Annotated in this window: 10 protein-coding genes; 4 read left to right on the top strand and 6 right to left on the bottom strand. The window is 69.6% G+C overall.

Annotated features, from left to right (window positions below; translation table 11 throughout):
- Positions 1-11: 11 nt before the first annotated feature.
- Together J3476_RS24645 and J3476_RS24650 are read right to left on the bottom strand one after the other, a co-directional pair.
- Positions 12-1,550, bottom strand: coding sequence for an NAD(P)/FAD-dependent oxidoreductase (locus tag J3476_RS24645; RefSeq protein WP_207068934.1), 1,539 nt, complete (start codon positions 1,548-1,550; stop codon positions 12-14).
- Between the two features lie 10 nt (positions 1,551-1,560).
- Entirely contained in the window at positions 1,561-3,051 is a 1,491-nt protein-coding gene (locus J3476_RS24650; RefSeq protein ID WP_207068935.1) for an NAD(P)/FAD-dependent oxidoreductase, read from the bottom strand.
- A 136-nt stretch (positions 3,052-3,187) separates the two neighbouring features.
- Here J3476_RS24650 and J3476_RS24655 point away from each other — a divergent pair, with 136 nt between their 5' ends.
- Positions 3,188-4,567 carry a flavin monoamine oxidase family protein gene (locus tag J3476_RS24655; RefSeq protein ID WP_286183665.1) on the top strand — a complete coding sequence of 460 codons (1,380 nt, stop codon included), beginning with the start codon at positions 3,188-3,190 and terminating at the stop codon, positions 4,565-4,567.
- On the opposite strand, the gene J3476_RS24660 is transcribed toward J3476_RS24655, so the two are convergent.
- Positions 4,543-5,505, bottom strand: coding sequence for an alpha/beta fold hydrolase (locus tag J3476_RS24660; RefSeq protein WP_207068936.1), 963 nt, complete (start codon positions 5,503-5,505; stop codon positions 4,543-4,545). The genes J3476_RS24655 and J3476_RS24660 overlap by 25 nt on opposite strands.
- A gap of 184 nt (positions 5,506-5,689) precedes the next feature.
- Here J3476_RS24660 and J3476_RS24665 point away from each other — a divergent pair, with 184 nt between their 5' ends.
- Positions 5,690-6,664, top strand: coding sequence for an NADPH:quinone oxidoreductase family protein (locus J3476_RS24665; protein ID WP_207068937.1), 975 nt, complete (start codon positions 5,690-5,692; stop codon positions 6,662-6,664).
- A gap of 38 nt (positions 6,665-6,702) precedes the next feature.
- Complete coding sequence (locus J3476_RS24670) at positions 6,703-9,510, top strand: LuxR family transcriptional regulator (RefSeq protein WP_207068938.1); 2,808 nt, start codon at positions 6,703-6,705, stop codon at positions 9,508-9,510.
- On the opposite strand, the gene J3476_RS24675 is transcribed toward J3476_RS24670, so the two are convergent.
- Both J3476_RS24675 and J3476_RS24680 read right to left on the bottom strand, forming a co-directional pair.
- Complete coding sequence (locus tag J3476_RS24675; protein ID WP_207068939.1) at positions 9,507-10,289, bottom strand: glucose 1-dehydrogenase; 783 nt, start codon at positions 10,287-10,289, stop codon at positions 9,507-9,509. The two genes, J3476_RS24670 and J3476_RS24675, sit on opposite strands and share 4 nt — an antisense overlap.
- Positions 10,290-10,372: 83 nt before the next feature.
- Entirely contained in the window at positions 10,373-11,260 is an 888-nt protein-coding gene (locus J3476_RS24680) for an alpha/beta fold hydrolase (protein WP_207068940.1), read from the bottom strand.
- Positions 11,261-11,290: 30 nt separating this feature from the next.
- Between J3476_RS24680 and J3476_RS24685 the strand changes: the two genes are divergently transcribed.
- Entirely contained in the window at positions 11,291-12,112 is an 822-nt protein-coding gene (locus J3476_RS24685; protein WP_207068941.1) for an SDR family NAD(P)-dependent oxidoreductase, read from the top strand.
- On the opposite strand, the gene J3476_RS24690 is transcribed toward J3476_RS24685, so the two are convergent.
- Entirely contained in the window at positions 12,113-12,466 is a 354-nt protein-coding gene (locus J3476_RS24690) for a Fe-S protein (RefSeq protein ID WP_207068942.1), read from the bottom strand.
- Positions 12,467-12,526: the final 60 nt, after the last annotated feature.

The following is a 12,526-nucleotide window of genomic DNA, read 5'->3' on the forward strand; positions in this document are numbered from 1 at the left end:
TTCGAGCCGGGTCACGCGCTCCTGGACTGCGGTGTGCCGGCACGCCCGAACACCAACGACCGGTCGGAGTCGCCGAGCCGGTGGTTCAGCACGTCCCGCAGATAGCTGTGCGTCAGCATCCACGGCCTGCGGGTGCCCGATTTCGGTAACGCGTCGGCGCCGCGCAGCACGTAACCGGCCTGCAGGTTGAATGCCGGCTGCTCCGGCATGTGGGCGTCCCCCAGATGCGGATAGGCGTAGGTGTAGCCGCGGGACCGCATGTAGGCCAACAGGTCTGCCACCGACCGCGCGGTCAGGTCGGCGCCCAACGTCCACGAGGCGTTGGTGTAGCCCAGCGACCACGCCGCGTTCGGGACGTCCTCGAGCATGTGCCTCCGGTAGATGAACCGCTCGTTGGGCGCGACCTTCTCACCGTCGACGCTGACCGCCACCCCGCCCAGCGCCTGCAACTGCAGGCCGGTCGCGGTGACGACGACGTCGGCGTCGACCCGGCGCCCGGACGCGAGCACGATGCCGTCACGATCGAAGTGGTCGATGTGATCGGTGATCATCTCGACGTCCCCGGCGGCCACCGCCTTGTACAGATCGGAGTCCAGGATGAAACACAGCCGCTGGTCCCAGGGGTTGTAGGGCGGATTGAAGTGCGTGTCGACGGCGTACCCGGGGGGAAGTGACCGAGACGCGGTGCGACGCAGCAGCCGCTTACTCAGGCCCGGTGCGGTGCGTGAGACGAGCCAGATCAACGAGCCGAACAGGGCCAGTATCCACCGGGCCACCCAAGCCCCCGCCCTCGCCGGCAACATCCGCCGGATCGCGTTGATCGGCGGGACCACTCGGCTGACCGAGAACATGTACGAGGGGGTGCGCTGCAGCATCGTCACGTGTGCGGCGCGTTCGGTGAGCGCCGGGATCATGCTGACGGCGGTGGCGCCGCTGCCGATGACCACCACGCGCTTGCCGGTGTAGTCGAGCCCGCGCGGCCAGTGTTGCGGATGGATGACCTCGCCGGCGAAGTCCTCGATTCCGGTGAAGCTCGGCACGTACGGTTCGTCGTAGTCGTAATATCCGCTCGCGAACACCACGAAGCCGGTCGTGTACACCGCCGCCGTCCCGCCCCGGTCGGCGCGAAGGGTCCAGGTGTGCGTGGTCCAGTCCCAATCCGCCGACTGGACAAGGGTGTTGAACCGGATGTGGTCGTCGATGCCGTGCTTGTGCGCCGTGTCTGCCAGGTACTGCCAGATGTGTCCGCCGTCGGCGATCATCTCCTCGCGTTTCCAGGGCTCCCACGGAAACGACAAGGTGAAGATGTCACTGTCGGAACGGATTCCGGGATACTGAAACAGATCCCAGGTCCCGCCGAGCCGTTCGCGCCGCTCCAGGATGAGGTAGGTCAGGTCCGGGTTCTTCTCCCGGATGCGGTACGCGGCGTCGATTCCGGAGATTCCGGCACCGATGATGATGACGTCGACATGTTCTGCGTGACGTCGGTCAGCGTCGAGGCGGTCGGTGTCGAGGCCGCCGTCGCTGCCGGTGGCGTCGCTGCCGGCCATGGCCTACTCCTTACGCTGTCTTGACCGCCCGCACCGCGGCCCGGCCGAACACCATCGATTCCTCGACCCGGTCCAGGCGGTGGTCGATCGCGTCGAGGACGTAGTTGTGCCGCACATTCCAGGGCCGGTGGGTGCCCGACTTGGGCAGTACGTGCACGGCACGGCGCACATAGCCGGCGTTGATGTCCCACGCCGGTTTCTCCTCCATCGGCGTGCGACCGAGGTGCGGATAGGCGTGTGTGTAACCGTGGGAGTCCATGTAGGCCAACAGTTTCGCCACCGCCCGAGCGGTCAGGTCGGCCCGCAGCGTCCACGAGGCGTTGATGTAGCCGACGCACCAGGCGAGATTGGGAACGTCTTCGAGCAGATGCTCTTTGTAGACGAACCGGTCAGCGGGCTGGACCTCCGCCCCGTCGACACTGAGCGCGACACCGCCGAGTGCCTGCAGCCGTAGCCCGGTGGCGGTGACGAGCACGTCGGCGTCGATCCGTGTGCCGGACTTGCACACCACGCCGGACTCGTCGATGTGGTCGATCTCGTCGGTCACCACCTCGGCTCGCCCTTCGGCGATCGCATCGTAGAAATCACCGGACAGGATCAGGCACAGCCGCTGGTCCCACGGATCGTAGGTCGGCTTGAAATGCGTGTCCACGGGATAGTTCTCGGGCAGGTAGTGCTTGGCCACAGCGCGGATCGCCTTCCGGCTGAATCCCGGAGCTTTGCGCGCGATGCCGTAGACGGCCACGATGAACAGCACGTTGTACAACCAGGCCAGCCGGTAACCGAGTCTGCGCGGGGGCACCTTGCGCAGGAGGTTGACCACGGGGTTGATGCGTTGGCCCGACAGCAGATAGGTCGGTGAGCGCTGCAGCATCGTGACATGGCCGGCTTTGCGCGCCACCGCGGGGATCATGCTGATCGCGGTCGCGCCGCTGCCGATCACCACGACCCGTTTGCCGGTGTAATCCAACGACTCGGGCCACAGCTGGGGATGCACCACCGGCCCGGCGAAGTTCTCGATGCCGGCGAAGTCCGGTCGATAGGGCTCGTCGTAGTCGTAGTAGCCGGTGCCGAAGAACAGGAACCGCGCCCGGTAGGTGCGGGCGGCACCGTCATGGGTGGTCTGCACCGTCCACATGTCGGTCGACGAGTCCCAGTCCGCCGAGAGCACCCGGGTGTCGAACTGGATGTGACGGTCGATGTCGTGCTTGTGCGCGGCGTCGACCAGATAGGTGCGGATGTCCTCGCCGTCGGCGACGTTCTCCGGCCGGGTCCACGGCTCCCACGGGAACGACAGCGTGAAGATGTCGCTGTCGGAGCGGATACCGGGATAGCGGTGCAGGTCCCAGGTGCCCCCGATGGCCGACCGTCGCTCCAGGATGGTGTAACTCAGCTGTGGGTTGCGCTCCTGGATCCGGTACGCCGCACCGATCCCGGAGATGCCCGCTCCGATGATCAAGACGTCGGAGAAGTCGTCTGCCGCCGGACTGACCTGATGCACCCGCAACCTCCTTTGGTCCCGCCACGTACCACGATATGGGTCCGGGACCGCACGCGTCGACAATCCGGCTCAATGAATCGGACGAGAGTTCGACGCTCTGCCCCGACGGCCGCATCGAATACGCGAGGATGGGGACGTGGATGCAGGCGCGGGTGAGGTCGTGGATGTCGTCGTCGTCGGGGCGGGGTTCGCCGGGCTGTCCGCCGCGCGGGAGCTGAGCCGGCTGGGACACGACGTGCTCGTGCTGGAGGGCCGTGACCGGGTCGGGGGCCGCTCCTTCACCGCGATGCTGGCCGGCGCCCCGGTCGACCTGGGTGCGACATTCGTCGGGCCCACGCAGGACGCCGTGCTGGCTCTGGCCGCCGAGCTGGGCTGTGACTCGGTGCCCACCTACGGACGTGGCAAGAACCTGATCCGTTGGCGCGGCAAGGTGCGTTCCTATCGCAGCACGATCCCTCGGCTGTCCATCCTCGAGTTGCTCGACGTCTCACGCATCCAGTGGAGATTCGATCGCATCAGCCGCAGGGTGAGTGTCGCCGAGCCGTGGGCGTCCCCCGTCGCCGAGGAACTGGACCGGGTGTCGCTGGAGCAGTGGCTGCGCTCGGTGCACGCGGGCGCGTCCACGCGTGACCTGATGGCGATCATGTCGCGGGTGACCTGGGGCGCCGAACCCGACGCGGTGTCGATGTTGCACGCGGTGCGCTACGTCAAGGCCGCGGGTGGACTGAACAGGATGCTCGACGTCGAGGGCGGAGCCCAGCAGGACCGGTATCCGGGCGGCACTCAGCAGATCGCCATCAGGATGGCCGATGCGCTCGGCGAGCGGGTGAGGCTCGACGCGCCGGTCGGCCGTATCGCGCGTAACCCTGACACGACGCTGACCGTCAGCTGCCGGGGCGGCGAGGTCACCGCCCGCGCTGTCGTCGTCGCCGTCCCGCCCGCGCATCGCGGCGGCATCGAGTTCGACCCGCCGCTGCCACCCGAGCAGGCCGCGCTGATCCGGAGCTGGCCGCAGGGCAACCTGAGCAAGGCCTACGCCGCGTACGAGAGCCCGTTCTGGCGGGCCGACGGTTACTCGGGTGAGGCGCTCTCCGACGAGGGGCCCGTCTTCATCACCTTCGACGTCAGCCCCGACGTCAGCGGCGACGGCGATGCGGGGCCGGGCATCCTGCTGGGGTTCACCGACGCGCGCAGCTTCGACCCGTTGCCGCCGGCGGATCGGCGTGAGGTCGCGCTCGCGGGTTTCGCGTCGCTGTTCGGCCCGCCCGCGACCCGGCCGGTCGACTATCTCGATCACTGCTGGAGCGCCGAGGACTTCGCGCCGGGCGGGCCGACCGCAGCGGTCCCGCCGGGGGCGTGGACGGCGCACGGCCGGTGGTTGCGACGCGCCTGCGGCGGCATCTTCTGGGCCGGCACCGAGACCGCGGACGTCTGGACGGGGTTCCTCGACGGGGCGGTGCGTTCAGGTCTGCGCGCCGCCGCCGAGGCGCATCAGGAGCTCGCGCGGCCTTCCTGACGGACAGAGTCGATCAGCCACTGCAGTTGCGCGTTGACGTCGGCGGGACGTTCCAGGATCGCGCAGTGGCCGCCGTCGAGTTCGACGAAACGCGCCAGGTTCGGTGCGGTCGCGGCGATCCGCCTGGACGACACCATCGGCAACAGGCGATCTTGGCTGCTGCCGATCACCAGCGTCGGCACCGTCAGGTTCTTCAGGCCGATGTGCCGCGGTCCGAGATGGTCGACCAGCACCCGGGCCCAGCCGCCGCGCCCGGCCGCCGGGGTGGCGTTGAACAACTGGTAGACGAGATCCGTGACCGCCGGGTCGGCGTCGCGGCCGACGGCGATCGAGGACACGAAACGGCGGCTGGGCCGGTCGGCCGCACGGACCAGCGGCGCCCCGCCGAACGCTTTGAGCAGGGTGCCGGCCGCGCGCACCCGGGCCTCGGAGAACTGCGCGGGCACCGGCAGGAGGTTGATGTTGCGTAGCAGGTCGCCGGTCGTGGTGTTGATCAGCGCGACGGCGTCGGCGCGCTCGGACACGCGGTCCGGATGACGCTCGGCCCAGGAGGTGATGGCGATGCCGCCCATCGAGTGCCCGGCCACCACCGCGCGCTCGCCGGGCTGCAGCGTGGCGGCCAGCACCGCGTCGAGGTCGCTGGCGAGGTGGTCGAGGCTGTAGCCGCCACGCCGCGGCGGCACCCCGCTGCGTCCGTGACCGCGATGGTCGAAGGCGATGACCCGATGGTGCCGGGCCAGCTCGGAGATCTGGTGCGCCCACACCCGCAGGGCGCAGGTGATGCCGTGGGCCAACACGACCGGATAGCCGTCCTCGGGGCCGAAGACCTCGGTGTGCAGCCGCACGCCGTCGACCGATCGCACGTCGACGAACCGTCCGGGGGGAAGCCCGTCGGCGGCGTAACCACCGCCGCGCACCCTGGTGCCGCCTCGTGCCATGCGCATGCTCCTCGGTTCCAGCAACGTTGCCGTGCCCCACGCCGGTGGCGAGATCGAACCACGCCGGTGGCGAGATCGAACCACGCCGGCCGGCGTCGGTGGACCAACCGACGGCGTCGGTGGACCAGACTGTACCGGCGGACACCGTCGCCGACGGTGAGCCACGGGGGCGTTAAATGGTCGGATGCGTGCGATACAGATAGCCCGGCTCGACGGACCGCAGGCCGCCCACGTCGTCGAGATCGACGAACCCGCCGGCGGTGACGATCTGGTCGTCGTCGACGTGCACGCCGCCGGGGTGGCCTACCCCGACGCCCTGCAGTCCCGCGGGCTCTACCAGTACAAGCCCGAGATGCCCTACATCCCTGGTGCCGAGATCGCCGGGGTGGTACGCAGCGCCCCCGAAGAGGCCCACGTCCGCCCCGGCGATCGGGTCGCGGGGCTGACGATGCTGTGCGGCGCGATGGCCGAAGTCGTGACCCTGCCGCCGGAGCGCTTGTTCAGGCTGCCGGACTCGGTGTCGTTCGAAGCCGGCGCCGGCGTCCTGTTCAACGACCTCACGGTGCACTTCGCGCTTCGGACCCGCGGCCGATTGAGCAACGGCGACACGGTGCTCGTACACGGCGCCGCGGGTGGGATCGGCACGTCGACGTTACGGCTGGCGCCGGCATTCGGCGCCGCCCGCACCATTGCGGTGGTCAGCAGCGAGGAGAAGGCGGATGTCGCCCGGGCGGCCGGCGCCTCCGACGTCGTGCTGGCCGACGGGTTCAAGGACGCGGTCAAGGAGTTGACCGAGGGCCGCGGGGTGGACATCGTGGTCGACCCGGTGGGCGGTGATCGTTTCACCGACTCGCTGCGTTCGCTGTCGCCGGGTGGACGCCTCCTGGTGGTCGGGTTCACCGGCGGCGACATCCCGACCGTGAAGGTGAACCGGCTGCTGTTGAACAACGTCGACGTGGTCGGCGTCGGGTGGGGCGCGTGGACGATGCGCCATCCCGGCTACCTGCAGCAGCAGTGGGCAGAACTGCTTCCGCTGCTCGCGTCCGGTCGGGTCGGCGCCCCGGAACCGGTGGTGTTCCCGCTCGAGGATGCCGCCGCGGCGATCGCCTCGCTGGAGGACCGGACAGCGAGGGGCAAGGTTGTCGTCTCGCTGCGCTGAGCGGATCGGCGGGCTGCGACCCCAGAATGTCCGATTGAATGCAAGGGTCTTTGCCGGCTGCGATGATGAGTGCCGTGCCCACCGCTAGCCTGCGTCCGGTCGAGGATCCCCAGGTTGCTGGATTCCTGGATGCGGTGACGGACGGGCCCACCGCGCTGGTGATCGAGGGCGAGGCCGGCATCGGAAAGACCACCCTGTGGCTGTCGCTGCTGCGCCAGGCGCGCGCCCGCGGCTTCCGCGTGTTGACCGCGCGGGTCGGCCAGGCCGAAACGGTGATGGCGTTCGCCGCGCTGGCCGATCTGCTCAGCGAGGTGGACGCCGAGCACTTTGCGAACCTGCCGGCGCTGCAGCGCCTGGCCTTGGACCGGGTGCTGCTGCGCGCAGGCGCCGAAGGCCCCCCGACCGACCAGCGGGTGGTGGCCGCAGCGTTCGTCTCGGTTCTCGATCAGATGCACCGGTCCGACGACCGGACCCCGGTGCTGCTGGCGATCGACGACGCGCAGTGGCTGGACAGCTCCAGCCGCACCGCCGTCGAGTTCGCGGCGCGCCGGCTCAACGGCGCTTTCGGTGTGTTGATGACCGAGCGGTGCACCGCCGGGGACAGCCAGGTGGCACGGTGGCTGCAGCTCGACCGGCCCGACCGGCTGGGCCGGGTGGCGGTGCAGCCGATGGACACCCGGGAGTTGCACGCGGTGATCTCCGATCGCCTGGGCCGCACGTTCTCCCGACCGACGGTGTTGCGGATCGCCGAAACCTCCGGCGGCAACCCGTTTTTCGCCCTGGAACTCGCGCGTGCGTTGCGGGACGACCAGGCCGGCCCCGAGCAGCCGCTCCCCGCCACGCTCACCGATCTGGTCCGGCGGCGCATTGCGGCGCTCGATGACGCCGAGCGCGCGCTGTTGCTGAGCGTGGCCTGCGTCGCCGAGCCGACGATCGAGTTGCTCGCGAAGGCCAATGACGTCGATGCCGACGAGCTGGCGCGCCGCGTGGAGCGCGCCGAGGCGGCCGGCATTCTCAGCCTCGACGGTCACCGGGTGCGGTTCACCCACCCGCTGTTGGCCAGCGGTGTCTACAGCGACGCAGGCCCGCCGGCGCGCCGCGCGATGCACCGCACGCTGGCCGCGCTGGAAACCCAGCCCGAGCTCAGAGCCCGTCATCTGGCGCTGGCGTCGGCGCACGGCGACGAGGAGATCCTCACGGCGCTCGACCAGGCTGCGGACTCCGCACGGTCGCGCGGAGCGCCGGCGGCGGCCGCTGAGCTCGTCGACCTGGCTCTGGGGCTCGGCGGAGACACGGTGCTGCGCCGAATGAAGTCGGCGGAGAACCACTTCCTGGCCGGCAACACCGCCAGGGCCGGGGCGCTGCTCGACGACGCCGCGACGATGGAACCGGGCATGCTGCGCGCCATGGCGACGAGCCTGCTGGCCACCGTGCGGATGTACGAGAACGAACACGCCGAGGCAGTCGAACTGCTGCGCAGCGCGCTCGACGACGCCGCGGGGATCCCGGCGCTCATGGTGCAGGTGCTGCTGCGACTGTCCTTCGCGTTGAACAGCATCGGCGAGCTCGACGATGCGCGCCGGCACGTCCGCGATGCGGTCAAGCTGGCCGAGGAGCTCGGGGTGCCGGCGATCACCAGCGCCGCGTTGGCCTGGTCGGTGCATGTGAACTTCCAGTGCGGCCGCGGCTTGGACGAGGACTCATTGGACCGGGCGATGCAGTCCTATGACAGCGCGCTGGATGTGCCGATCATCTTCCGGGCGCCCTTCGTCCACGCCTTGGCGCTGTCGTGGACCGGCCGGCTCGAGCAGGCGCATGACGAGTTGACCGCGGTCCGCAGCGTCTGCATCGAGCGCGGCGCCGAGAGCGACATGATGGCCATCGCAGGGTTTCTGGCGATCAACCACATCTGGCGTGGGCAGGTCGCTGAGGCCGCCGTCGAGGCGGCGGAGGCGGTGGAGCGGGCCGAGCAGCTCGGCGGCGACGATGTGCTGATCATCCCGATGACGGTGCGCGCTGCGGTGGCCGCCTACGCCGGCCGTGAGGACGCTGCCCGCGCCGACGCCCGCTGGGTGCTGACCGCGATGCGGAATCGCAGCTCGTCGCACATCGCCGACTGGCCGGGCATGACGCTGTGCTTTCTCGAGGAGTCGCTGGGAAACCACCGGGAGGCGCTCGACGCGCTGGATCCGGCTTTCCTGGCGGACCAGATGCCCTGCACCGAGCAGATGTATGCCTGGCATTTGCCCGACGTGATCGAGGCGATGGTGGGAGTGGGCCGGCTCGACGATGCCGAGACGCTCACCCGCGCGCTGGAACAGAACGGGGCGCGGCACGACCGTGCCTGGATGAAGTCGGTCGGGGCGCGGTGCCGGGCGATGCTGCTGGCGGCGCGTGGCGATGTGACCGCCGCCGAGGAGACCGCACACCGCGCGTTGGCCGAGCACGAGTCGTTGCCGATGCCGTTCGAGCGGGCCAGGACGCAGCTGATCCTGGGTCAGCTGCAGCGCAGGCTACGCCAGAAGAACACGGCGGCAACCAATCTGGCCGAGGCGCGCGAGGTGTTCGAGCGGCTGGGCACACCGTTGTGGGCGCGCCGCGCCGAGGCCGAGCTGGCGCGTACCGTGGTGGCGCCGTCGGAGGATCTGAGCCAATTGACGCCGTCCGAGCAGCGGGTCGCCGAGATGGCGGCGTCAGGGGCGACCAACAAGGACATCGCCGCAGCGATGTTCATCAGCGCCAAGACGGTGGAGCACAACCTGACCAAGATCTACCGCAAGCTCCAGATCAGTTCGCGTGCGGAGCTGGGCAGGCGGATGGACCAGGGCGGCAACGACTCCGCTTAGGTGATCCATTCCGGTTGCTGATCGACGTCGACGGCCGAGAAGTCCTTGTGGGGCAGGCCCGCGATGGTGCCCCCGTCGACGACGAACTCGGAGCCGGTCGAATAGCTCGAGTCGTCACTGGCAAGGTACACCACCAGGTTGCTGACCTCGCGCGGCTGGGCGATGCGGCCCAGCGCGCTGGAGAAGATGTCCTCCGGAACCCAATCGGCCATGGGCGTTTTCACCAGGCCGGGATGCACCGAGTTGACCCGGATCCCGAACGCTCCCAGCTCCAGAGCGGTCGATTTGGTGAGCCCGCGCACGGCGAACTTGGTGGCGGTGTAGCCGTGACACGCCACCGTGCCCGCCATCCCCTCGATGGACGAGATGTTGATGATCGAGCCTCGGCCTGCGGCCTTCATGGCCGGTGTGACGGCGCGAATGCCGAGGAAGACACCGGTCAGATTGATGTCGAGGACGCGCTGCCATTCCGAGAGCGGGAAGTCCTCCACGGTGCCGATGTTGAGAATGCCGGCGTTGTTCACCAGGATGTCGAGGCCGCCGAACTCGGCGAGGGCGACGGCCACCGCGCGTTCCCAGTCGTCGGGGCTGGTGACGTCGAGGTGGATGTAGCGGGCCGCGTCACCCAGATCCTCGGCGACCCGTTCGCCTTCGGCGTCGAGGATGTCACCGCAGACCACGCGCGCGCCGTGCGCGACCATCTCGCGGGCATGCGAAGCCCCCATCCCCCGGGCGGCGCCGCTGACGAGAGCTACCTTGCCGGCCAACCGTGCAGTCATCAATCCTCCTGTCGTGGCGGCCTGTTCGATGCGGCCGCGGATGTGGCTCCGGTCACACCCTAGCGCCGCGGCGTCGCCGGAGGTCACCTCTCCGGTGGGCGGTGGCGGTCGAGGAAGGCCAGCACGGCATCGGCGAACAGGTCGTTGCGGTCCCCCGCCACCATGTGTCCTGCTCCTTCCACGTCGACGAACTCGACCTGCGGAAACCGGACCAGGAAGTCGTCGGCGCGATCTCGGCTGACGAGGTCGCTGACCTGCCCGCGCACCAGCAGCATCGGCACCGCGTCGGCCAGGATCGCCGCGACCGCGCGGTGCAGGCGGTCGGTGTCCTCCACCTCGCGCGGCGGATGCGCCGCCGTACCGTCGATGAACCGTGGATCCCAATGCCAATACCAGCGACCGCCCCGTCGGCGCAGGTTGTTTCGCAGGCCGTCGAGGTCGGTCGGCCGCGGCCGGTGAGGGTTGAACTCGGCGATCATGTCGGCCACCTCGTCGAGGGACCCGAAACCGTCGACCATCTTGTCGGCCATGAACGCATGGATCCGTTCCGCGCCCGAGGGATCCATGTCGGGCACGATGTCGACCAGCACCACGGCCGAGGCGATTCCGCGGCAGAGTTCACCGGCCAACAGCATCGAGGTCAGCCCGCCGAGGGAGGCGCCGACCAGGACGGGATGCGGCGGCAACTGCTCGAGGATCTCCCGGACGTCGGCGGCGAAACTGGCCACCCGATAGTCACCGTCGGCGGCCCAGTCGGACTCGCCGTGTCCGCGCAGGTCGACGGTGACCGCCTGCCATCCGCGTTCGGCCACCGCGCCGGCCGCCCGGCCCCAGGACCGCCGGGTCTGTCCTCCCCCGTGCAGGAACACCACCGCCCGGGCGGCCGGGTCGCCGTGCCGGTCGGCGGCGATGCGCACACCCTTGTGCCCGTGGGTCGTGAACGGCACGTGCGGCGACGGTGGAGACCCCATCTGTCGATGGTATGAACCCGCCCGCACCCGATGATCGGGTGGGCCATACTGCGAGGCGTGAACGGACTTCGCGGCAAGGGTGTGCTCGTGACCGGCGCAGCCTCGGGTATCGGCGCAGCCACCGTGGCCCGGCTCGCCGCCGAGGGCGCCGACGTCGTCGGTGTCGATCTGGCCGGTGAGGCGCCGCCGGACCTCGCCGAAGGACGCTACCGGCGCGGCGATGTCCTCGACGCCGCCACCGTCGAGGACGCGGTGCGCGCGGTGGTCGACGCCGCCGGTCGCCTCGACGCCGTGGTCCATTCGGCCGGGGTGGGCGGAGGCGGACCGATGCACCTGCTGGGCGACGATGAGTGGGACCGAGTCGTCGACGTCAACCTGAAGGGCACGTTCGTCGTGATGCGCGCGGCCCTCGCACAGATGGTGAACCAGAGCAGAGTCGACGGCGAGCGTGGCTCCATCGTCACGCTGGCCAGCGTCGAGGGACTCGAGGGCACCGCGGGCGGCAGCGCCTACAACGCCTCCAAGGGCGGCGTCGTGCTGCTGACGAAGAACGCCGCGATCGACTACGGCCCCAGCGGAATCCGGGTCAACGCCATCTGCCCCGGCTTCATCGAGACGCCACTGTTCGAATCGGTCATGGGTCTGCCAGGGATGGACGGGCCACGCGAGGGCCTCCGACACGAACACAAGCTGCGGCGGTTCGGCCGACCCGAGGAGGTGGCGGCGGTAGCGGCATTCCTGGTGTCGGGGGACGCGAGTTTCGTCAGCGGCCAGGCGATCGCGGTCGACGGCGGTTACACGGCCGGACGCGACCACCAGGTCACCGAACTCCTGGGGTTGGGCGAACAGTGATCACCACAGCACCGCGACAGCGGCCGCGGCGAACGTCAACACCCCCACGGCGGCGAACACTCCGCGCGGCACCGCCTCGCCGGTGCGCCGCTGTTTGGCGTTGCCCACGCCCAGCAGTCCGCCGATGACCACCAGGACCACCAGCTTCACCCCGATCTTCGGATAGTTCAGCTCGATTCCGGCCGGCCACGGGGCTGCCAGCGCGAGCCCGGTGACCAACGACACGAGCAAGCCGTAGTCCATCACCCTGGTGGTGCGGAATCTGCCCGCCGCGGCTTCGGCGACCCACGCGCCGAAGGTGATCGCGAAACCGACGATGTGCAACAGGACAACTACAGACCGTAGTACCTCCATGGCGTGAGCGTACCGCAGCACCGTGGCACGAACGGCTCATCGCACTACTTCGGTCACGGT

Source organism: Mycobacterium sp. PO1, from assembly GCF_017312405.1.
Taxonomy (GTDB): Bacteria; Actinomycetota; Actinomycetes; order Mycobacteriales; family Mycobacteriaceae; genus Mycobacterium.